Below are 22,130 nucleotides of genomic sequence, written 5' to 3' on the forward strand. Positions count from 1 at the left end.
TCACGCTCCGATAACCTGCTGGAACTTGGTCTCGTACTCGCGCTCCTGCTTCTCATCCAAGGCCATGAAGACCCGGGAGTTGGCCAGAATGTCCTGGTCGGGGAAGATCAGCGGGTTCGCGGCCAGCTTCGGGTCGATCTTCTCCATCTCCGCCTGCGCCCCCTGCACCGGGCAGATGTAGTTGACGTAGGCGGCCAGTTGGGCGGCGACCGCGGGCTCGTAGTAGTGGTTCATCAACGCTTCGGCGTTGGCCTTGTGGGTCGCCTTGTTCGGTACGAGCATGTTGTCCGACCAGAGCATCACCCCGGATTCCGGTACGACGAACTTGATCTTCTCGTCGTCGAAGCCGAGTTGAATGATGTCGCCGGACCAGCCGATGCAGGCCGCGATGTCCCCCTTGGCCAGGTCGGGGGCGTAGTCGTTACCGGTGAAACGGCGGATCTGTCCGGAGTCGACGGCCTTCTTGAGCTTGTTGAGGGCGTCGTCGAACTGGGCGCTGGTGAAGTCGGAGGGGTTGTGACCGTTGGACATCAACATCAGCCCCATGGTGTCGCGCATCTCGGTCAACGCGGTCACCTTGCCCTTGAGGTCCGGGCGGGTCAGCAGTTCGTCCAGGGTACGAAGCTCGCCGGTGACCCGTCCGTTGTAGGCCAACCCGGCCAGGCCGGACTGCCACGGCACGGCCAGCTGATTGTCCGCGTCGAAGGGACGGTTGCGCAGCGAGGGCAGCAGGTTCGCCTCGACGTTGGGCAGGTTCGCCTTGTCCAGCTTCTGGATCCAGCCCAGCCGGATCATCCGGGCCGCCATCCAGTCGGTGAGCACCATGATGTCCCGCCCGGTGCCCTGGCAGGCCGCGAGCTGGTTCTGCACCTTGCCGAAGAACTCGTTGTTGTCGTTGACATCCTCGGTGTAGCTCACCTGGATGCCGCTCTTGCTGACGAACCCGTCCAGCGAGGGCCGCTTGGCGGTGTCATCGTCGTCGACGTCCATGTACTGCGGCCAGTTGGAGAAGGCCAGCTTCTTCTCCGTGCCGGACAGGTCCTCGCTGACGCAGCCGGCCTCGGTCTGTTGGGCACCCGGGGTGCCACAACCGGCGAGGGTGCCACCGGCGGCGAGCAGGGCAGCCGAACCGAGGGTGCCAGTGAGCAGACCACGCCGGGTGAGGGGCCGGAAGGTACTACGCATGTGACGACTCCTATTGCTCGTTCGGCGGTAGGACGGGGGTGACACGCCGGCGGGAGGGTCAATGGCGATGGACGACTGATCCTGACATGAGGAACCCTCCCGTACAAGGGATTCCGTTGTCGCTATAGCTTCGGACGACGGATTACGCCAGAACCGCCGATAACGTTAGGCTCAGTCGGTGATGGACATGGGGAGCGGTCGATGACGAACCGGCAGCACGACAACGGCAGCGGCGGGCGCCGGGTCAGTGTGCGCGAGGGCGCGAGTCACGCCCTGCTCGACGACGTGGCCAAGCAGATCATCGAGCAGCTACAGGAAGACGGCCGTCGGCCGTACGCCACCATCGGCAAGGCCGTGGGGCTCTCCGAGGCAGCCGTACGCCAGCGGGTGCAGCGCCTGCTGGACGCCGGGGTGATGCAGATCGTCGCGGTGACCGACCCCCTCCAACTCGGCTTCCCCCGACAGGCCATGATCGGCCTACGTACCGACGGAGACCTGGAATCCGTAGCCGACCGGATCGCCGATATCGACGAGGTCGACTACGTGGTGATCACCGCCGGCTCCTTCGACCTGCTGGCCGAGGTGGTCTGCCGCAACGACGAGCACCTGCTGGAGATCCTGCAACGCCTACGCGCCGTCCCCGGCGTGGTCTCCACCGAAGCCTTCGTCTACCTCAAACTCCGCAAACAGACCTACACCTGGGGCACCGCCTGACCCACCCTGCTTGATCGACACGGCGAACCGCGACAGTCAGCGGCCAGCTTGGCGCGGGGTGGCCGCGACGAAGGTGCGCCAGGCGTCGGGAGTGAAGGTCAGCAGGCCACCGGCCCGATCCTTGCTGTCGCGTACCAGGATCCGGCCGGGCAGGTTGTCGGCCACCTCGACACAGTCGCCGCCGTTGTTGCTGCTGCGGGTGGCGGTGCGCCAGCGGGCGCCGGTCATCTCCATGTCGTCGCCACTTCCCTGATCAGCTCGATGGACTGGCGACGGGGCAGCGCCTCACCGGTGACGCTCTCCCATCTAGCGCCCAGGCTAGCAAGGTCGGCACGCTCGGTCACCACCTGACCGCGCAGCTGATTGTCCAGATAGGCCGCCTCGTTGCCGTCCGGGGTGCGGGCCAACACGAACGGCCCGGCCAGGCCGGTGTGCCACGGATTCTCCGCCGGAATCACCCGCACCTGCACATGCTCCCGCTCACCCAACTCGGCCAGGTGGGCAAGCTGCCCGACCATCACCCCCCGATCGCCGCCCACCTGCCGGCGCAACACCACCTCATCGATCACCGCGACCAGTTGGAGCGGACTCTCCCGCTCCAGCACCCGCTGCCGCGCCAACCGCCCGGCGACGATCTCCTCCACCTCCGTCGGCGGCAACAGGCTCCCGGTGGCCAGCACCCCTCGGGCGTACGCCTCGGTCTGCAGCAGCCCCGGCACCAACAGCGGCTGGTACGACCGCAGTGAGCTGGCCCGCTGCTCCAGTTCCGCCCACTCCCGGAACCAGGGCAGATCGCGGCGGCGAAACGGCTCCGGCCAGAGTTCCTCGGCCTGGCGCCCGAGCACGGTGGCGACGGCGACCCTGGTCCGTGGATGCGGAATCCGCCCGTCCGCGACCCACCGAACCGCCGTCTTCGGGTCGACGCCGACCTTCCCGGCCAACGACTCCGCCGTCTCGCCCTTGTTGGCCATCGCCAACCTCAGCGTCTCGTTCATCTCCCGACCTCCCACCCGACCGTCACGTTGCGCTGCACGCTAACCACCCTGAGTGGCGCTGTCCGCCCGCTCCCGGCGTGTTGCGCAGGACTGTTTCGGCGCATCTCACCCACCACCGAACCGTCCCCCAAACGCCCCAGAAGAGTCCCGCCGACCATCTCCCGCCAACCCGCCCCCGCCACCTCGCCCGCCGCCCGGCGGAGATGCGGATTCCGTTGCCCATCTCACTCTGACTCGCTGAATTCGTTGCTATGGGCCGCCTGGTCAACCGATTGCACTTGCCTTTCGGCGCGAAACTATGGGATAACCGTGGGCAGAGCGGCCGGTGACCCCTGACCGGCCCGAGACCGATGGGGCTGACATGGCCAACGCCACCGACCACCTCTGGATGCATTTCACCCGGATGGCGAGCTACTCCGCCGGCGAGGTGCCGACCATCGTTCGCGGCGAGGGAGCGTACGTCTGGGATGCGCAGGGCCGCCGCTACCTGGACGGGCTCGCGGGCCTCTTCGTCGTCAACGCCGGCCACGGGCGCACCGAGTTGGCGGAGGCCGCCGCGAAGCAGGCCGGGGAGCTGGCCTACTTCCCGCTCTGGTCGTACGCGCATCCGACCGCGGTGGAGCTGGCGGAGCGGATCTCCACCCTGACCCCGGGCGACCTGAACCGGGTCTTCTTCACCACCGGCGGCTCGGAGGCGGTCGAGGCGGCCTGGAAGCTGGCTCGGGCGTACTTCAAGCGGGTCGGCAAGCCGACCAAGCACAAGGTGGTCAGCCGGTACATCGCCTATCACGGCACCTCCATGGGCGCCCTGTCGATCACCGGCCTGCCCGGCATCAAGACCGACTTCGAGCCCCTGGTGCCCGGCGGCATCAAGGTGCCGAACACGAACTTCTACCGGGCGCCGGAGCACGGCGACGATCCGGTGGCGTTCGGCCGGTGGGCCGCCGAGGAGATCGGTCGGGCCATCGAACGGGAGGGGCCGGACACGGTGGCGGCGGTCTTCCTGGAGCCGGTGCAGAACTCCGGGGGGTGCTTCCCCCCGCCGCCGGGCTACTTCGAGCGGGTCCGGGAGATCTGCGACGCCTACGACGTGTTGCTGGTCAGCGACGAGGTGATCTGCTCGTGGGGGCGGCTCGGCGAGTACTTCGGTGCGGTCCGCTACGGCTACCAGCCGGACATCATCACCACCGCCAAGGGCATCACCTCCGGGTACGCCCCCCTCGGTGCGATGATCGCCAGCGACCGGCTGATGGAGCCCTTCCTGACCGAGACCGGCATGTTCGCCCACGGGGTGACCTTCGGCGGTCACCCGGTCTCCTGCGCGGTCGCCCTGGCCAACCTGGAGGTCTTCGCCCGGGAGGATCTCATCGGGCACGTACGGGCCAACGAGGGCGCCTTCCGCGCCACCCTGGAGAAGCTGCACGACCTGCCGATCGTCGGCGACGTGCGGGGCGACGGCTACTTCTACGGCATCGAGCTGGTCAAGGACAAGGCGACCCGGGAGACCTTCAACGAGGCCGAGTCGGAGCGGCTGCTGCGGGGCTTCCTCTCCACCGCCTTGTTCGACGCCGGGCTCTACTGCCGTGCCGACGACCGGGGTGACCCGGTGGTGCAGCTGGCTCCGCCGCTGATCGCCGGACAGCAGCAGTTCGACGAGATCGAGCAGATCCTGCGCACCGTGCTCACCGAGGCCTGGTCCCGCCTCTGACGACGCCGGCAGCATCAGGAGGCGCCGTGTCCTACCACGACCTGTCGTACTGGCTGTCCACAGTCGACGAGCCGCTGACTCCGCGTGCGGCGTTGGGCGGTGACACCGATGCCGATGTGGTGATCGTCGGGGCGGGCTACACCGGGTTGTGGACGGCGTACTACCTGGCGCAGGCCGACCCGAGTCTGCGCATCGTGGTGCTGGAGCGTCAGGTGGCCGGTTTCGGCGCCTCCGGGCGCAACGGGGGCTGGTGCTCGGCCCTGCTGCCCACCTCACTGACCGGGCTGGCCCGGCGGCACGGTCGGGACCCCGCGATCGCCATGCAACGGGCCATGTACGACACCGTGCGCGAGGTCGGTCGGGTGGTCGCGGCCGAGGGCATCGACTGCCACTGGTCGTACGCGGGCACGGTCACGCTGGCCCGCAGCGCACCGCAACTTCAGCGGGCCCACGCGAGCGTCCTGGAGGCCCGGGAGTTCGGGTTCGGCGCCGAGGATCTAGCCCTGCTCGGTCCGGACGAGGCCGAGGCCCGATGCGCCGCCGAGGGGGTACGGGGTGGCACGTACACCCCGCACTGCGCGACCGTGCATCCGGCCCGGCTGGTCCGAGGGCTGGCCAGGGCGGTGGAGCGACGCGGGGTGACGATCCACGAACGGACCCCGGTCACCCGGATCCGTCGGGGTGCGGCGGTGACCCCGCACGGGACCGTACGGGCACCGGTGGTGGTGCGGGCCACCGAGGGGTACACCCCGGGGTTGCCCGGTCAGCGGCGGGCCATCGCTCCGGTCTACTCACTGATGCTCGCCACCGAACCCCTGTCACCGGCCACCTGGGCCCGGATCGGCCTGGCCGAGCGGGAGACCTTCACCGATTTTCGGCATGTCATCGTCTACGGCCAACGCACCGCCGACGGTCGACTCGCCTTCGGCGGGCGGGGTGCCCCGTACCATTTCGGCTCCCGGGTCCGGACCGCGTACGACCGGGAGCCACGGGTCTTCGCGGCGCTGCGTCGTACCCTCGGCGACCTGTTCCCGGTGCTGGGCCCCGAGGTGCCGGTGTCACACACCTGGGGTGGGCCGCTGGGGGTGGCCCGGGACTGGGCCGCCTCGGTCGGTTACCAGCCGGCCGACGGGCTGGCCTGGGCCGGTGGGTACGTGGGCGACGGGGTCGGCACCAGCAACCTGGCCGGACGCACCCTGGCCGATCTGATCCGCGGAGAGCGAACCGACCTGACCGCCCTACCCTGGGTCAACCACCGTTCCCCCCACTGGGAGCCCGAGCCCCTACGCTGGCTGGCCGTCAACGCCGCCCTGCGGATCATGTTCTCCGCCGACGAAGCCGAGTTCCGCACCGGCCACCCCTCCCGCCGAGCCCAATCCTTCTCCCGCCTCCTGGGCAACTAACCCCCTCCCCTGGCCACTCCCCCTCCCCACCCGCTCCTGCCGCGTTGATCATGAGGTTAGCGGCGGTTTGGAGATCGACGACCGCCGCTAACCTCATGATCAACGCGCCTGGCAGGGGGTGGGGGTGCGGGCGCGGGTGGGGTGGTTAGTGGGTGGGGGGGATTACGCGGAGGTGGCCGCGGCGGGAGGTGGAGGGTGGGGTCGGGTGGGTGTTCTGGTCCTCGGCCGGGGGGCGGGGGGCGGGGCGGGCGGCTTCGCGTACCGCCTCGGCCAGGGCGACCAGGTCGTCTGTGGTGGGCGGCGGGGGCTCGAACTCGCCCTCGTGCCGGACCACCTCCCAGCCCCGGGGGGCGGTGAGGCTGCGGGCGTGCGGCTCGCAGAGGTCGTAGGTGTGCGGCTCGGCGAACGCGGCCAGGGGGCCGACCACGGCTGTCGACTCGTTATAGACATAGGTCAGCGTGGCGACTGCTTGCCGGGGGCAGCCGTTGCGGGAGCAGCGCCGTGGTGACCTCACCGGCGCAGGGTATCTCCATTACCGGGTCCGGCGCACTGCTTCGCGTTACGACACGCCCGACTTGGTGATCACATTTCCCACACATCGACCCGGCACGCCACGGTGTCGGCGTAGCTGTGGCCGGCCAGGGGCGGGGGCTACCCTTTGGCTCATGACGAGCCCGGAGAACCGCCGCCCCGGCGCCAGCCGGCGGGGCCACCGCGACCGGCACGGTCGTGGCCTGCGCGGACGGCTCGTGCCGGCCACCGTGCCGCTGGCCCGTACCAAGGCGGAGATCTTCGACGAACTGGTGCTGGACACGGTCGAGACCCTGGAACGCCGGTTCGCCAAGGAACTGGCCGGGGTCGAGTTCGCCGTGGAGGACGTCCCACCCGAGCTCAACGTCTACGACTCCGATGTGCTGGAGGATGGCGAGGTCCCGCTGGCTCGGCTGTTGCCGGGACGGCCCGGTCGCCAGGAGGTGCCACCCCGGATCGTGTTGTACCGACGTCCGCTGGAGTTCCGGGCGATGGACCGGGAGGACCTGGCCGACCTGGTCCACGATGTGATCATCGAGCAGGTGGCTAACCTGCTCGGTGTCGACCCGGACGAGCTGGCCTGACGCTCACCCTGTCGCGGCCCCCACCGCGACAGGCCGTCCGGGACGACCAAGCCTCCGGGCGGGGCGGTCCCCAACCGCCCCGGCCCGAGCACGGATCAGGCGGCGCGTCGCTTGAGCTTGCGACGCTCCCGCTCGGAGAGTCCGCCCCAGATCCCGAACCGCTCGTCGTGCCCGAGAGCGTATTCGAGGCACTCGGTCTTGACCTCGCACCGCGAGCAGATCCGCTTCGCCTCGCGGGTCGAGCCGCCCTTCTCGGGGAAGAACGCCTCCGGGTCGGTCTGCGAGCACAACGCCCGCTCCTGCCACTCCGGCGCGTTTCCGAGCAGGTCGGCCGCCTCGAGTTGGCCGTCCATCAGTTGCCTCCTTGTCGCGCACCGGCGTCATCGCCGCTGCAACCCCCCACGCGAAAGGCGTGTTTGTCCGTCCGGCCCCGTTTTGTTGCGTTCCGAGTGAACAACCCCATTCAAATTACACGCGTGTAATGCGTGCGCCGTCAAGCCAAACTTGATAATGGAGTCGCCCTCCCGACACGCTCCCGGACGGCCCTGCGGACCACCCGGCCTCGCCCTGCCCTATCGATTCAGACCCCGGCCGAGTAACGCCCCTCCCGGCGAGTTGCCCGAGTTTTCTCCCGTGGCGTCCGCCCCACGGTCGACCCCCTCCGGCCATCTGCGAGCGCTTCCGGCAGACCAGCCACGACAACGATTGATCTTGGGAAGCAAGGTTATCCCGACTTCGTCCACCCTGCCCGTCGACCACAAGCGCGACGGCCGCGCTGAGTCCACATCGTGGACCAACGCGGCCGCCGGCTGGGCGTACAGAATCAGTCAGCGGGAGGAGAAATGCTGGTGGGCCAGACGAACTCGGCCACCGCCCCACCGGTAACGGTGACCGCACCGGCCGGCTTCGTTTCGTCCCACCAGACGGTATACAGACCGGAGGGAAGATCCGGGTAGACCGCACTGTGGAAGGTGCCGTCCAGGACCTGCCGCTCCCGTACGGCCGCATGGGTCCGCCGCTGACCACCCCCGTCGGCCAGGCTGATCTCGATCTCCCGGCCGAGCAGTCCACGTCCGGTGTGAATGATCAGGGCACCGGTGTCCCCGCCGAGGTTGAGCATCACCGTTCCACTGCCGGTCGGCCCGTACGCGTGAACATGATCGGTCATCCGACACCCACCCCGAATCAGGCTCGTACCAGCGGGTTGTTGAACCCGTCGTACGGCGTACCGAGGAATGGGAATTTGCGCAGGAAGGGTGCGGTCACGTCGGCCTCGGTGAGCCCCGGAGTCACCGCGGCCGCCGCCTCGTCCGGGGTGAACTTCCGGTCCACCAGCGGCACGGTCAGCCCGGCGATGGCCCGCAGGGCGATGGTCACCACGTCGTCGGTGACCCGCCGGCCGTTCGGGTAACCCGCCAGATCGCCGCCGAGCACCCCCAACCGGTTAGGTCGGCGGGCCGGCGCGATCGCGGTGTTCAGCCGCAGCAGGTCGGCCCGGGTGTCGCCGGTGGCGTTGGCGAAGCCCTTGATCAACCCCTCCGGTATGCCGGTCAGCAGGATGGCTACCAGGTCCGCCCGCGCCTTCTTCGACTTGTTCAGCCGCTCCAGGTTCGGAAAGACATCCGGGTAGAGCACCGGCAGCAGGGCAGCCAGTTCGGGTTGCTCGACGAACTGCGCGAACCGCTTGTCCTCCGAGGGCGGCAGGGTGTTCCACAGGTCCTTCTGCGCCATCGGCACGATGACCTCGTTGAACAACGGGTTGCCCAACCTGGACACCTGGGTGAACGGGCCGGCGTTGGTGTCGGCGGCGGCGCGTTCCCCGAGCACCCTGACCTGACGCCGAGAGGCCGAGGTCCACACCCCGATCACCGAGGCCGGCTCCTGCCAGTGGTACCGGCTGGCCCGTCGACGCAACTTCTCCACCGGCACCTGGATGGCGATGCTGTGCACATTCATCCGGTCCAGGGCGTTCACCGCCTCACCGGGTGCCTTGAAGACGTTCTTACCGGCGACATGCAGTTGCTGGAACGGGCGCAGGGTACCGAGGTCGAAGATCGCCCCCAGATCCACGTAGAAGCCGTCCGCCCGCTGCCCGGCGAAGACCTTTTCCCCGGTGGAGAGGTTAAAGGTGGCCTGGCGCACCAGTTCGCCGTAGTTCGGGATGGACAGCGGGCCCACGTTGCTCGGCGGGCAGGGCAGCTTGCGGGCCAGCATCTGCTCCTTGCCACCGGCGATCCGGGTCAGCCGGTAGAACTGCCGCCGGTTCCAGTTCTCGCTGTCCAGGGCCTCGATCGGGCCGGTGTTGTAGAGAAAACTGTTCGGGTTGGTGATCTCGGTGCTGAATTCGAAGCGGTAGGTGATGTCCGGGCGACCGTCGCCGTCGTTGTCCACATGGATCTCGTACCGCACGTCGTCACCGAACTCGAAGAAGTTCGGTCCCCCGGAGGGCAGTTGCAGCGGCACGTAGTTGGCGATCAGGGTCACCGTGTCTGGACGGTCCGGGGTGACGAAGGCGTACAGGTCGCTGGAGTCGGCGACCGGATCCTTGGCGATCTCCGGCGCCTCACGGTGTGAAGACATGGCGCAGCCACCTCACTGGGTGAGAGAAGGAATTGCTTGAGAATCGGCCAGGCGTACGGCGCCCGCGCCGGGAGATCAGCGCCGGGCGGCGCGCCGCAACCGGTCAGCCAGGCCCCGGTCCCGCACCTCGATGCGGGACTCGCCGACGAAGACGTCCATGATCCCGGAACGGCCGTCGCGCAGGTGCACCACGATCGTCTCAGTTCTCATGGCAACCTTTCCGGCAGCGGCGCACACGGCCCGCGATGGCGGACGGACCGGCGCGTCGAGGCACGCCAACTCCGTGAGAAGTTGCCGGCGGCGACAGCCTCGCCGCTACCGCCGCCGGCAATGACAGGTACGGCCGGCGGCGGGCGAAGGTTCGATGTCAGGCTTCCACGTGACCGTACGCAGTCGTACGCCTACGGGCCGGTCGGCCCGCCGCCGCCGCGATCGCCCGCAACTGCTCCTCGGTACGCGCCGACCCGTTGTCCGAGCCGGCCATCCGGGAGATGGTCTCCTCCATCAGGGTGCCGCCCAGGTCGTTGCAGCCGCTGCGCAGCAACTCCGCGCTGCCCTCGTCACCGAGCTTGACCCAGGAGCACTGGATGCTGTCGATACGGCCGTGCAGCAGCACCCGGGCCATCGCGTGCACCGCCCGGTTGTCCCGCCAGGTCGGCCCCGGCCGGGCGATGCCGGCCAGGTAGATCGGCGCGTTGGTGTGCACGAACGGCAGCGCCACGAACTCCGTGAACCCGCCGGTACGGTCCTGCACCCCGGCCAGCACCCGGAAGTGGGTGAGCCACTGGCCCGGATGATCCACATGTCCGTACATCATCGTGGAGCTGGACCGGATGCCCAGCTCGTGGGCGGTGCTGACCACCTCGACCCAGGCGGCGGTCGGCAGTTTGCCCTTGGTGAGCACCCAGCGCACCTCGTCGTCGAGGATCTCCGCGGCGGTGCCCGGGATGGTGTCCAGCCCCGCCTCGCGCAGCCCGCTGAGCCACTCGCGCACGGACACCCCGGCCTTGGCGGCGGCGGTGGCGATCTCCATCGGGGAGAAGGCGTGCACGTGCAGTTGCGGTACCCGCGCCTTGATCGCCCGGATCAGGTCGGCGTAGCCGGTAACCGGCAGCTTCGGATCGATGCCACCCTGGAGGCAGACCTCGCTGGCCCCGGCCTGCCACGCCTCCTCGGCCCGGTCGGCTACCTGCTCCACCGACAGCCGGTACGCGTCGGCGTCGCGGTCCCGCTGGGCGAAGGCGCAGAACCGGCAGCCCACGTAACAGACATTCGTGAAGTTGATGTTGCGGTTGACGACGTAGGTGACATCGTCACCGACCGCCTCGCGGCGCAGATCGTCCGCGGTACGGCAGAGCTCGTCCAGCGCCGCACCGTCCGCGCCGAACAGGGCCAGGGCCGCCTCGGCGTGCCGGGGCTCCAGCAGCGCCGCCGGATCCTGCCCGGCCAACCGCAGCCCGGCTCTCAGGTCGGCGTCGCCGAAACCGGCCGTGGCCGCTCGACCGGGGCCGCCGACCTGGGTCGGGGGTACGACCGCCTTGGCGGCCACCTCGGACCAGTCACCGTAGACGTGGTCGAAGTCGCCCCGCCGGTCGTCGGTACGCCCGGTGGTGTCGATGGTGAGGTGCAGGTCGGTACGACCGCCGTACGCCTCATCGGGCTCCTGCCACGGCCGACCCACCGGCCGGGCCGCCTCCACGGCCAGCCCGGTGGCCGGATCGGCCAGCGCCCCGACGTGCGGCAGCAGGCGCGGATCCAGCCACGGCTCGCCCGCCCGCACATACTCCGGGTAAATCGTCAGCCGCTCACGCAGGGTGAACCCGGCAGCGGCCGTCCGCGCCGCCAACTCGTCGAGCTGCGGCCAGGGACGCTCCGGATTCACATGATCCGGGGTCACCGGGGAGACCCCGCCCCAGTCGTCGATGCCGGCCCGCAGCAACAGGTCGTACTCCCCGGCGATCAGGTTGGGGGGTGCCTGGATGCGGGCCTTGGGCCCGAGCAGCACCCGGGTCACCGCCACGGTAGCCGCGAGATCGTGCAGTTCCGCGTCCGGCATGGCCCGCATGGCGGTGTCCGGCTTGGCACGGAAGTTCTGCACGATCACCTCCTGGAGATGGCCGTACTCCCGGTGCGCCCGGCGGATCGCGAAGATCGCCTCCACCCGCTCGGGGTGGGTCTCGCCGATGCCGATCAGGATGCCGGTGGTGAAGGGGACCCCGACCCGCCCGGCGTCGTCGAGCACCCGCAGCCGTACCGCCGGTTCCTTGTCCGGTGAGCCGTAGTGCGGGCCGCCGGGCTCCGACCAGAGCCGGGTGGCCGTGGTCTCCAGCATCATGCCCATGCTGGGCGCGACCGGCTTGAGCCGTTGCAGCTCCGACCAGGAGAGCACCCCCGGGTTCAGGTGCGGCAGCAGGCCGGTCTCCTCCAGCACCGCCACCGCGCAGGCCCGCAGGTAGTCCAGGGTCGACTCGTAGCCCCGTTCGTCCAGCCACTGCCGGGCCGCCGGCCAACGCTCCTCCGGCCGGTCGCCCAGCGTGAACAGCGCCTCCTTGCAGCCCTGCGCGGCACCCGCCCGGGCGATCTCCAACACCTCCTCGCGGTCGAGGAAGGCGGCCGGCAACCGGTGCGGCACGGTGGCGAAGGTGCAGTAGTGGCAGCGGTCCCGACACAGCCGGGTCAGCGGGATGAAGACCTTCTTGGAGTAGGTCACCACCCCCGGTCGGCCGGCCTCCCGCAGACCGGCGTCGCGGATCGCCCCGGCGATGTCGAGCAGTTCGTCGAGGGCCGTACCGCGCGCGGCCAGCAGCGCCGAGGCCTCCTCGACATCGAGTGCCCGGCCGGCGGCGGCCCGACGCAACGCCCGCCGAATCCCGGCCTCACTCGACACGGGCCCGCTCCCGTCAACCATCCGCTCAGCCTATTCGCTGCCACCCCGCCCACCGCCCCGGCGTGGGGAACCACACCGGGGCATCAGGAGATCAGGCGGATCGCCCGCCCGGATCGATGCGCTGGGTACGATCCCCGTCACCGTCCGACCGGGGCAGCGCCTGGGTCGACTCGGCACCCTGACCCCGTACCTCCTCGGTCTGCTCCGGGCTTTGGCGCGTGACCTCCTCGGTCGGCTCGGCGCTCTGCCGAGGCATGGTCTGGGTGGGGTCGGCTGACGCCGGCTGCCCGAACGGCGGCGCGGACGCGGGCGCAAGCGGCGCGGACGCGGGCGGTGCGGACGCGGGCGGTGCGGACGCGGGGGCTGCTGAAGTCGGCGCGGCTGACGGCGGTGCCTGCGGGGGGACGGCCGGCTGACCGTGCGGCGGCCAGGTGTGCGGCGAGGCGGACTCCGGGGATGACGCGGGCTGCCGCCCTTGGGAGTAACCCGTCTCCTGGCTCCCGCCGGTCCCCTGGCCCGCCTGGCTTGCGTAGGTGCCCTGGTCAGGGCGGCGCCCCTGGCCCGCGCCGGTTTCCTGGCCTGCACCGGGACGACCCGACTGGTCACCGGTCGACCATCCGCCGCCGGGGTGGCCGGGGCCGGGCTGACCCGGATATCCCGCCTGATCGGACTGACCGGGGTACCCGGTCTGGCCCTGGTAACCAGGTTGACCGGGGTATCCGGACTGGCCCTCGTATCCGCTCTGGCCCGGGTAGCCGGACTGACCCTGGTAACCGGACTGGTTGGGGTATCCGGACTGGCCCTGGTACCAGGACTGGGCGCTGCCGTCGCCGGGCTGGCCGGGCCAGCCGGGGTGCGGGGTGCCGTACAGGCCGGGCTCCGCCTTGGGGCGGGGCACGTGGTAGAGCCGCCGCCAGACACTCCACACCACGTACGCGGCCACACCGAACAACGCCACCCAGGCCACCCGGGTCAGCAGACCGGTGAGGGCGTCGAAGATCTGCGCCTCGGCCAGCCGACCGACCAGCCAGACCAGCAGGGTCAGCCCGCCGAGCACGGCGCTGATCGCGTACTCGATCAGGGCCACCTGGGTGATCAACTTCGCTTTCGGCACCGCCGGGGCGATGTGGGTGGCCAGCAGCACGGCCAGCACCGGCAGCACGACCGCCTCCAGCCCGATGAAGGCGAAGAAGGCGCTGCCCGCACGGCCGGTCACCGTGCTGTAGGCCCCCTGCGGGGCCAGCAGCCGGATCAGGCCGACGAAGAGGAATACCGCGTTGGCGCCGAGAAGCACCAGGGCGGCGAGTTCCCGCAGCGGCCGGGTCACCTGATCAGCCGGCGTCGGGGCGTTGGGCGAGGGCGGCTCGGCAGGGCTGGTCACGAACTCTCCCTGGGGCGAAAGCGGACAGATGGCGACGTGAGCCTAGTCTCCCCGGGCGACGCCGCGTTGCAGGTGTCGGGTAAGCGAGGATGGTCGGATGCGCATCGTGGTTCTGACCGGGGGCATCGGCGGAGCCCGCTTCCTACTCGGGGTGCGGGCCTATGCCCAGGAGGTGGGAGCGGAGGTCACCGCGGTAGTCAACGTCGGTGACGATCTCCGCCTGCACGGGCTGCGGGTCTGCCCGGATCTGGACAGTGTCATGTACACCCTGGGCGGGGGCGCCGACCCGGAGCGGGGCTGGGGCCGGACCGGGGAGACCTGGACGGTCAAGGACGAGTTGGCCGCGTACGGCGCCGAGCCCGGTTGGTTCGGGCTGGGCGACAAGGACCTCGCCACCCATCTGGTCCGCACCACCATGCTGGACGCGGGCTACCCCCTGCACCAGGTGACCGAGGCGCTGGCGACCCGCTGGCAACCCGGCGTACGGCTGCTCCCGGCGACCAACGACCGCCTCGAAACCCATGTGATCGTGAGTGCGAGGAGTGAGCTTGCGAGCCCCGCAGTCACGAACGACGCCGCAGTCACGAACGGCTTCGGTGGGGGGCAGCAGGCGATCCATTTCCAGGAGTGGTGGGTACGGCATCGGGCGCAGTTGCCGACCCACCGGTTCGTCTTCGTCGGGGCCGAGGCGGCGAAGCCGGCGCCCGGCGTGGCCGAGGCGATCGCCGAGGCGGATGTGGTGCTGATCGCGCCGAGCAATCCGGTGGTCAGCATCACGCCGATTCTGGCCGTGGCGGGCGTACGGGAGGCGGTCACGACCGGGCCGGCGCCCGTGGTGGGGGTGTCACCGATCATTGGTGGCGCGCCGGTGCGGGGCATGGCCGATCGGTGCCTGGCGGTGGTCGGGGTGGAGTGCAGCGCGGCCGGGGTCGGGCAGTTGTACGGCGCCCGGACGGCAGGTGGGCTGCTCGACGGCTGGCTGGTGGCCGAAGAGGATGCGCAGACAGTGGTGCCGCAGGTGACCGTACGCGCGGCACCATTGCGGATGATCGACGAGGCGGCGACGGTGGCGATGGTGCGCGCCGCAGTGGAGATGGCATGAAACTGGAGATCCTGCCGGTGCCCGGCATCGGCCATGTGGCTGAGGGTGACGACCTGGCCGCTTTGATCGCGACGGCGGCGCCCTGGCTGCGCGACGGCGATGTGCTCGTGGTGACCAGCAAGATCGTCTCCAAGGCCGAGGGACGGCTGGTGGACGTCCCGGCCGACGGGCCGGAGCGGCAGGCCGCCCGGGACGAGATCCTGGCGGCCGAGACCGTACGGGTGGTGGCCACCCGGGGAGCCACCCGGATCGTGCAGACCCAGCACGGCTTCGTGATGGCCTCGGCCGGCATCGACGCCTCCAACGTCGACAAGACACGACTGGTGCTGCTCCCCGAGGATCCGGACGCCTCGGCCCGGGCGCTGCGGGCCGCCCTGCGGGACCGGTACGGCGTCCAAGTGGCCGTGATCATCAGTGACACCTCGGGCCGACCCTGGCGCAACGGGCTGACCGACGTGGCCCTGGGGGTGGCCGGGATGGCGGCCATCCGCGATCACCGGGGCGAGGTCGACCCGTACGGCAACGAGTTGGTGCTGACCCAGATGGCGGTGGCCGACGAACTGGCCGCGGCCGGCGAGCTGATCAAGGGCAAGTGTGACCAGATGCCGGTGGCGGTGATCCGGGGCTACCTGACTGCGCCGTTGCCCGACGACGGCGCAGGGGCCAAGGTGCTGGTCCGGGACGCCGAGATGGACCTGTTCGCGCTCGGCACCGCCGAGGCGAAGGCAGCCGGGCTGGCCGCCGCCGCCCTCCTGGCCGACCGTCCGGGCGAGACCCCACCCGATCCCTCAGCGGTCGACCGGGCGATCGCCGCGGTCGCCGGGGTGGTCGCTCCCGGCACGGTCTTCACCCAGGTCACCGACCACGACGTACGCACCAGCCTGGTCGCCACCGTGCCCGGGTGGCCCGCCGAGGCCACCGCGCTGGTGCTCTGCTCCCCACCCACCCCGGTAGGCCCGGTCCAACTGGTCCGCTTCGGCACCGACGTACAACGCCTCCGCACCGCCCTGGCCGCCGAGGGCGTCCCCTCCCAACTCCTCCCACCCCCCGCCCACACCACCGCCGCCGCCACCCTCGCCCTCTAACCAGCCCTCACCCGTTCCTCAGCCCGTTGATCATGAGGTTGGCGGCACCTCGAAGATCGACGAGTGCCGCCAGCCTCATGATCAGCGCGGGTCAGCGCGGGTCAGCGCGGGTCAGCGCGGGTCAGCGCGGGTCAGCGCGGGTCAGCGCGGGTCAGCGCGGGTCAGGAGGGGGTGGTTAGGGTGGGGGTGTGGATGGGTGGGGGGCGTTGCATGGGGATGCGGTGGCTGTGCTTCGTGGGTGGGAGCCGACTTCGGCGGAGGCGGCGCAGGCTCGGGATCTGACCCTGGGGTTGCTGGGTGTCGGGGCGGTCGCCATGCAGCGGACGCACAAGGCCGGGCATCTCACCGCCAGCGCCCTGGTCTTCGACTCGACCGGTACCGAGGTGCTGCTCTGCCTGCACGGCAAGCTGAGCATGTGGGTGCAGCTCGGCGGGCACTGCGAGCCGGGCGACCGGACCCTGGCCGGTGCCGCGTTGCGGGAGGCCACCGAGGAGTCCGGCATCACCGGACTGTGGATTGACCCGGTGCCGATCGACGTGGACGTGCACCCGATCAGCTGCCAGGGCGGGTCACTGCACCACGACGTACGCTTCGCGGTGTTCGCCCCGCCGGGGGCGGTGGCCCAGGTCAGCACGGAGTCCGAGGCCCTCGGCTGGTTCCCGCCGGACCAGCTGCCAGATCCGCTGGCCGGCGGGACGGCCCGGCTGGTGGCACCGGGCCGGGCCGCGTTCAGACGAGCTTCTCCTCGCCCCGCTCCTTGAGTTCGTCCACGATCCCCTTGACGTCCTGGGCCCGGTCGCGCGGGCAGACGAGCAGGGCGTCGGCGGTGTCGACCACGATGAGGTCGTGCACCCCGATGCCGGCCACCAGCCGGCCGGACTGCGGCACCACCACCATGCCGCTGCTGTCGCGCAGCAGCACCTCGGCATTGTCGTCCATCCCGAGCACCACATTGCCGTCGGCGTCGGCCGGCAGCACCTCACCGAGGGTGTGGAAGTCACCGACGTCGTTCCACCGGAAGTCACCCGGTACGGTCGCCACTCGGCCCGCCCCGGCCGCGCCCTCCATCACCGCGTAGTCGACGGAGATCTTCGGCAAGGTCGGCCAGATCGCACCGAGTACCTCGTCCTGCTGCTCGCTGCCCCAGGCCGCCGCGATGCTGGTCACCCCGGCGTGCAGGGCGGGCTGCTGGCGAGCCAGTTCGGCCAGGAACGCCGACACCCGCCAGACGAACATGCCGGCGTTCCACAGGTAACGACCGGAGCGCAGGTACGCCTCGGCCACCTCGGCGTTCGGCTTCTCCTTGAACTCGGTGACCGGCCGCATCGGACCCTCACCGACCGGTTCGCCGGTCTGCAGGTAGCCGTAGCCGGTCTCCGGCCGGGTCGGGGTGATCCCGACCGTCATCAGCAGCCCCTGCTCGGCGCCGCGGATCGCCGCCTCGACGGTCTGCACCCAGCTCTGCGGGTCACCGATCAGGTGATCGGCGGCGAAGGAGCCCATCACCGCGTCCGGATCCCGTACGGCGATCACCGCCGCGGCCAACGCGATGGCCGCGCAGGAGTCCCGGGGCGAGGGCTCGACCAGGATGTTCTCCTCCGGCAGACCGGTCAGCTGGCGGGCCACGGCCGCGGCGTGGGCCGCCCCGGTGACCACCATGGTCCGCTCCGGGGTGGTCAGCGGCGCGGCCCGCTGCACCGTCGCCTGGAGCAGCGAGGCGGACGTACCGGTGAAGGGGTGGAGAAACTTGGGGTGCCCGGCCCGGGACAGCGGCCACAACCTTGTGCCGCTGCCACCCGCCGGAATGACGACATAGATCACCAGGACATCATGCCCGAACCGCCCGCAGCGGGCGTCGGGGTTGCCGACCTCAGGACCGGGCCCGGGACCAGGCGGCGATGTGCACCTCGGCGCTGGACTCCCAGGTGAACTCCTTCGCCCGGTCGAAGCCGGCCTTCGCCAGTGACAGCCGACGCGGCTCGTCGTCGAGCAGAGCGGCCAGGTCGACCGCGATCTGGTCCGGGTCCTCGCTGGTGTAGGCCACCGCGTCGCCACCGACCTCGGGCAGCGACAGCCGGGGGGTGGTGAGCACCGGAGCGGCGCAGGCCATCGCCTCCAGAATCGGCAACCCGAAACCCTCACCGTACGAGGGGTAGGCGGCGACCAGGGCACCGCCGAGGAAGCCGGGCAGGTCGGCGTAGCGCAGATAGCCGGGACGCAGCAGCCGCAGATGCGAGGGCACCTCGGCCACCGCCCGATCGATGTCGTCGTCGTGCCCCTGGCCACCGGCCACCACCAGGGCGGGTGGGTCCTGCCGGTCGGCCACCGCCCGGGCCCAGCCCCGAATCAGGTTAGGTACGTTCTTGCGCGGCTCCTTGGCCCCGAGGAAGGCGACATAGCTGCTGCTGCCCAGGCCGAGTCGGGCGCGTACCCGGGCCTTCTCCTCGTCGCCGGGGGCGTGGAAGGCCGCCTGGTCGACCCCGTGGTACGCCACGTCGATGCGGGTCGGGTCGGCGTCCAGCAGCCGGATCAACTCGTCCCGGGTGGCCTTGCTCGGCACGATCACCCGGTCGGCGCGGCGCAGCGAGGTCTTGATCGCACTACGGAAGAAGGTCCGGCGGGACTTGTCGTAGTGCTCCGGCTCGGTGAAGAACGTCGCGTCGTGCACAGTGACGGTGACCGGACATCCGGCCCGCAACGGGCAGGTGTAGAAGGGCGCGTGCAGCACCTCCGCACCCACCTGCTGGGCGAGCAGCGGCAGGCCGGTCTGCTCCCAGGCCAGCCGGGCGGGACGGTGCGCGACGGCGGCGGGGGCGGGAACGATCTCGGCACCGAGCAGCATCCGGCGATAGCGCTCCAGGTCGGTACGGAGGCTGACCACGACCAGGTCCACCGCCGACCCGCACACCTTGCCGAGGGCGCCGAGCAGGCCATCGACGTATCTACCGACGCCGCCACGGTCGGCGGGGACACTCGTGGCGTCGATGAGCACGCGGGGCGGGCGGCCGGCGGTCACGGGGCGACTCCTTGCGATGGCGGGATTGTGGGATACAACACTTTCCGGCAAGCCTACGCCGGAGCCGGGTGTGGACGTTGACTGCGACCCGACCGTACGCCGACTTGTCGCTGCCATCGGGTACGGTCGCCGGCCGCGTATCGTTCGCCCCGATGGCCGACAACATTGCCCGGGTGTTCGCCGACGCGATCGCGACCGACCCGAATCGACCCCTGCTGACCTGGTACGACGACGCCACCGGCGAGCGCACCGAGCTGTCCGGCGCGACCCTGGCGAACTGGGTGGCCAAGACGGCCAACCTGCTCACCGACGAGGTGGGGCTGGGGCCCGGTGACACCGCCGCCGTACTGCTTCCGCCGCACTGGCAGACCGCCGCCGTACTTCTGGGTTGCTGGGCTGCCGGACTGACCGTGGCGGATCAGCCGGGTGCGGCGGAGGTGCTCTTCGCCGCCACGGACCGGATCGTCGAGGCGGAAGCCTGGTCGGCCGGCGACCGGTACGCCCTGGGGTTGCATCCGTTCGCCCTGCCGCTGCGGGAGGTGCCGGCCGGCTTCGCCGACTACGTGACCGAGGTACGGGTGCACGGCGACCACTTCGGGGCGTACCCCCCGGGTGGCCCGGCGCACACCGCGCTCATCGACCGGGCGACGGCGCGCGCCGCCGAGTTGGGCATCTCCCCGGCCGATCGGGTCCTGATCGACGTGGACCGCTACCCGGACCCCCTCGACTGGCTACTGGCCCCTCTGACCGCCAACGCCACCCTCGTCCTCTGCGCCCACCCCGACCCCACCCTCCTCCCCACCCGCCGGTCCACCGAACACACCACCCACACCCTCCCCTAACCCCACCCACCCCACCCCGCCCCACCTCCCGCTCGGCCCGACCCCGTTGATCATGAGGTTAGCGGCAGTTGTCGATCTTTAGAGTGCCGCTAACCTCATGATCAACCCGGACTGGGGTGGGGGTGGGGTGGAGGGGTTAGGGGGTGCGGTGGTGGGCGAGGGTGGCGAAGGCGGTGAGGGACTCGGGGTTGGCCAGGGCGCCCTTGGCGGCGGCCTGGTCCACCGGGGTGCCGGTGAGGATCTTCTTGACCGGGACCTCTAGCTTCTTGGCGGACAGGGTGCGGGGGACCGCGCGGACCTGGTGGATCTCGTCGGGGACGTGCCGGGGGGACAGGGCGGTACGCAGCTCCCGGCAGATCTTCTTGCGCAGCTCGTCGTCCAGGGTCAGCCCGTCGGCGAGTACGACGAACAGCAGCAGTTCACCGGCGCCGCCCTCGTCGTCCTCCAGGTGCACCACCACCGAGTCGACGACCTCGTCCAGGGCCTCCACCACGGAGTAGAACTCGGCGGTACCCAGCCGTACCCCGCCCCGGTTCAGGGTGGCGTCCGAGCGGCCGGTGATCACACAACCGCCGCGCGAGTTGACGGTGATCCAGTCGCCGTGCCGCCACACCCCCGGGTACACGTCGAAGTACGCCTCCCGGTAGCGGACCCCGTCCGGGTCGTTCCAGAAGCCCACCGGCATGCTCGGCATCGGCTCGGTGATCACCAGCTCGCCGAGTTCACCGAGCACCGGAGTGCCGTCGGCCGAGCGGGCCTCGACCTTGGCACCCAGGGCCCGGCAGGTGATCTCACCGGCGTACACCGGCAGCAGCGGCACCCCGCCGACGAAGCCGGTGCACACGTCCGTGCCCCCGGACAGGGACTGGAGTTGCAGGTCGCTGCCGACGGTGTCGTACACCCAGGTGAAGCCCTCCGCGGGCAGGGGCGCACCGGTGGAGCCGACCCCGCGCAGCGCGGACAGGTCGGCGATCTCGCGGGGCACCAGGCCGGCCTTGCGGCAGGCCAGCAGGAACGGCGCGGAGGTGCCGAAGTAGGTGGTGCCGGACTCCTGCGCCAGCCGCCACAGGGCGCCCAGATCGGGGTGGCCCGGGTTGCCGTCGAACAGCACGATCGCCGCACCCACCGCCGGGGCGGAGACCAGGAAGTTCCACATCATCCAGCCGGTGGTGGTGAACCAGAAGAACCGGTCCGCCGGGCCCAGGTCGTGATGCAGGGCGAGCATCTTCAGGTGCTCCAGCAGGATGCCGCCATGCCCGTGCACGATCGGCTTGGGCAGGCCGGTGGTGCCGGAGGAGTAGAGCACGTACAGCGGATGGTCGAAGGGCACCGGGGTGAAGGTCAACGGCTCGTCGGTGGCCGCCGCCAACTCGGCCCAGGACAGGGCACCGTCCGGCGGGGCCGCCGCCGGGTCCAGGTAGGAGATGCCGACGGTGTGCCGCAGCGACGGCAGGGCCGCCCGGATCGCGGCCACCTCCGCCGACCGGTCCACCGGCTTGTCGCCGTAGCGGTAGCCGTCCACCGCCACCAGCACCTTGGGTTCGATCTGCTGCCAGCGGTCGGTGACGCTGCGGGTACCGAACTCCGGCGCGCAGGAGGAGAAGATCGCCCCCAGGCTCGCGGTGGCCAACATCAGCACGTACGTCTCGGGGATGTTCGGTGCGTACGCCGCCACCCGGTCGCCGGTGCTGACGCCGAGGCGGCGCAGCCCGGCGGCCACCCGGCGGACCTGGTCGCGCAGTTGTCCGGCGGTCAACACCTCCGGCTCCCGGGTCTGCCCGTACGCGAGCACGATCGGATCCTCGTCGGCCCGACCGGGCATCCGCAGCACGTTCTCGGCGTAGTTGAGGGTGGCGCCGGGGAACCAGCGGGTGCCGGGCATCTCCCGACCGGACATTGTGGCCGTCGGCGGGGTGTGCGCGATGACCTCGAAGTGGTCCCAGATCGAGCGCCAGAAGGCGTCCAGATCGGTCACCGACCACTGCCAGAGTGCCTCGTAGTCGGCGAACTCCAACCCACGGTGCTCGGCCAGCCAGCGCAGGTAAGCCCCGATGCGTGACCGTTGAAGCACGTCCGCCGGCGGCGTCCACAGCACGTCAGTCACTGCTCACTCCTCC

21 protein-coding genes are annotated in these 22,130 nt (G+C 70.6%); 8 read left to right on the forward strand and 13 right to left on the reverse strand.

The annotated features are described in order from the left end of the window. A complete protein-coding gene (locus tag OIE53_RS17615) occupies positions 1–1,185 on the reverse strand; it encodes a polyamine ABC transporter substrate-binding protein (RefSeq protein WP_327022631.1) in 1,185 nt (394 codons plus the stop codon). 201 nt (positions 1,186–1,386) lie between these two features. Between OIE53_RS17615 and OIE53_RS17620 the strand changes: the two genes are divergently transcribed. Then, positions 1,387–1,899, forward strand: coding sequence for an Lrp/AsnC family transcriptional regulator (locus tag OIE53_RS17620; protein WP_327022632.1), 513 nt, complete (start codon positions 1,387–1,389; stop codon positions 1,897–1,899). A gap of 36 nt (positions 1,900–1,935) precedes the next feature. Here OIE53_RS17620 and OIE53_RS17625 read toward each other — a convergent pair whose 3' ends face one another. Next, the gene (locus tag OIE53_RS17625) at positions 1,936–2,133 is read right to left on the reverse strand and encodes a DUF397 domain-containing protein (RefSeq protein ID WP_327022633.1); all 198 of its coding nucleotides are present in this window, start codon (positions 2,131–2,133) and stop codon (positions 1,936–1,938) included. Further along, on the reverse strand, positions 2,124–2,894 hold the full coding sequence (locus tag OIE53_RS17630; protein ID WP_327022634.1) for a helix-turn-helix transcriptional regulator: 771 nt from the start codon (positions 2,892–2,894) through the stop codon (positions 2,124–2,126). The genes OIE53_RS17625 and OIE53_RS17630 overlap by 10 nt, the downstream gene beginning before the upstream one ends. A 361-nt stretch (positions 2,895–3,255) precedes the next feature. Between OIE53_RS17630 and OIE53_RS17635 the strand changes: the two genes are divergently transcribed. Together OIE53_RS17635 and OIE53_RS17640 are read left to right on the forward strand one after the other, a co-directional pair. Further along, a complete protein-coding gene (locus tag OIE53_RS17635) occupies positions 3,256–4,602 on the forward strand; it encodes an aspartate aminotransferase family protein (protein WP_327022635.1) in 1,347 nt (448 codons plus the stop codon). Between the two features lie 26 nt (positions 4,603–4,628). Continuing rightward, positions 4,629–6,005, forward strand: coding sequence for an NAD(P)/FAD-dependent oxidoreductase (locus OIE53_RS17640; RefSeq protein ID WP_327022636.1), 1,377 nt, complete (start codon positions 4,629–4,631; stop codon positions 6,003–6,005). A 145-nt stretch (positions 6,006–6,150) separates the two neighbouring features. On the opposite strand, the gene OIE53_RS17645 is transcribed toward OIE53_RS17640, so the two are convergent. Then, complete coding sequence (locus OIE53_RS17645; RefSeq protein WP_327022637.1) at positions 6,151–6,519, reverse strand: DUF3499 domain-containing protein; 369 nt, start codon at positions 6,517–6,519, stop codon at positions 6,151–6,153. A gap of 151 nt (positions 6,520–6,670) precedes the next feature. Between OIE53_RS17645 and OIE53_RS17650 the strand changes: the two genes are divergently transcribed. Then, a complete protein-coding gene (locus OIE53_RS17650; RefSeq protein ID WP_327022638.1) occupies positions 6,671–7,120 on the forward strand; it encodes a metallopeptidase family protein in 450 nt (149 codons plus the stop codon). Positions 7,121–7,215: 95 nt separating this feature from the next. Here the strand turns inward: OIE53_RS17650 and OIE53_RS17655 are convergent, their stop codons facing one another. From OIE53_RS17655 to OIE53_RS17680, 6 genes are all read right to left on the reverse strand, one after another. Continuing rightward, positions 7,216–7,473, reverse strand: a complete 258-nt coding sequence (locus OIE53_RS17655) for a WhiB family transcriptional regulator (protein ID WP_013731688.1) — start codon at positions 7,471–7,473, stop codon at positions 7,216–7,218. A gap of 470 nt (positions 7,474–7,943) precedes the next feature. Next, positions 7,944–8,288: a phospholipase gene (locus OIE53_RS17660; RefSeq protein WP_327022640.1), complete on the reverse strand. Its 345-nt coding sequence runs from the start codon at positions 8,286–8,288 to the stop codon at positions 7,944–7,946. A gap of 17 nt (positions 8,289–8,305) precedes the next feature. Beyond that, entirely contained in the window at positions 8,306–9,700 is a 1,395-nt protein-coding gene (locus OIE53_RS17665) for a DUF4331 domain-containing protein (protein ID WP_327022641.1), read from the reverse strand. Between the two features lie 75 nt (positions 9,701–9,775). Further along, a complete protein-coding gene (locus OIE53_RS17670; protein ID WP_327022642.1) occupies positions 9,776–9,910 on the reverse strand; it encodes a hypothetical protein in 135 nt (44 codons plus the stop codon). 157 nt (positions 9,911–10,067) lie between these two features. Continuing rightward, positions 10,068–12,608 (reverse strand): bifunctional FO biosynthesis protein CofGH, encoded by a 2,541-nt coding sequence (locus OIE53_RS17675; protein ID WP_327022643.1) that lies wholly within the window; start codon positions 12,606–12,608, stop codon positions 10,068–10,070. A gap of 70 nt (positions 12,609–12,678) precedes the next feature. Beyond that, on the reverse strand, positions 12,679–13,968 hold the full coding sequence (locus OIE53_RS17680; RefSeq protein WP_327022644.1) for a hypothetical protein: 1,290 nt from the start codon (positions 13,966–13,968) through the stop codon (positions 12,679–12,681). A 97-nt stretch (positions 13,969–14,065) separates the two neighbouring features. Between OIE53_RS17680 and cofD the strand changes: the two genes are divergently transcribed. The 3 genes from cofD to OIE53_RS17695 all read left to right on the forward strand — a co-directional run bounded on the left by cofD (position 14,066) and on the right by OIE53_RS17695 (position 16,916). Next, positions 14,066–15,070, forward strand: a complete 1,005-nt coding sequence (cofD, locus tag OIE53_RS17685) for a 2-phospho-L-lactate transferase (RefSeq protein ID WP_327022645.1) — start codon at positions 14,066–14,068, stop codon at positions 15,068–15,070. Continuing rightward, positions 15,067–16,155, forward strand: coding sequence for a coenzyme F420-0:L-glutamate ligase (locus OIE53_RS17690; RefSeq protein WP_327022646.1), 1,089 nt, complete (start codon positions 15,067–15,069; stop codon positions 16,153–16,155). The genes cofD and OIE53_RS17690 overlap by 4 nt, the downstream gene beginning before the upstream one ends. A gap of 188 nt (positions 16,156–16,343) precedes the next feature. Continuing rightward, positions 16,344–16,916, forward strand: coding sequence for an NUDIX hydrolase (locus tag OIE53_RS17695; protein ID WP_327022647.1), 573 nt, complete (start codon positions 16,344–16,346; stop codon positions 16,914–16,916). Here the strand turns inward: OIE53_RS17695 and OIE53_RS17700 are convergent. Beyond that, positions 16,885–17,976: a mannose-1-phosphate guanylyltransferase gene (locus tag OIE53_RS17700; protein ID WP_327022648.1), complete on the reverse strand. Its 1,092-nt coding sequence runs from the start codon at positions 17,974–17,976 to the stop codon at positions 16,885–16,887. The two genes, OIE53_RS17695 and OIE53_RS17700, sit on opposite strands and share 32 nt — an antisense overlap. A gap of 49 nt (positions 17,977–18,025) precedes the next feature. Then, complete coding sequence (locus tag OIE53_RS17705; protein ID WP_327022649.1) at positions 18,026–19,171, reverse strand: glycosyltransferase family 4 protein; 1,146 nt, start codon at positions 19,169–19,171, stop codon at positions 18,026–18,028. Between the two features lie 152 nt (positions 19,172–19,323). Here OIE53_RS17705 and OIE53_RS17710 point away from each other — a divergent pair, with 152 nt between their 5' ends. Next, positions 19,324–20,013, forward strand: a complete 690-nt coding sequence (locus OIE53_RS17710; protein WP_327022650.1) for a TIGR03089 family protein — start codon at positions 19,324–19,326, stop codon at positions 20,011–20,013. A gap of 136 nt (positions 20,014–20,149) precedes the next feature. Here the strand turns inward: OIE53_RS17710 and OIE53_RS17715 are convergent, their stop codons facing one another. After that, positions 20,150–22,117 (reverse strand): acetoacetate--CoA ligase, encoded by a 1,968-nt coding sequence (locus OIE53_RS17715; RefSeq protein ID WP_327022651.1) that lies wholly within the window; start codon positions 22,115–22,117, stop codon positions 20,150–20,152. Positions 22,118–22,130 lie beyond the last annotated feature (13 nt).

Source organism: Micromonospora sp. NBC_01739 (genome assembly GCF_035920385.1).
Lineage (GTDB): Bacteria > Actinomycetota > Actinomycetes > Mycobacteriales > Micromonosporaceae > Micromonospora.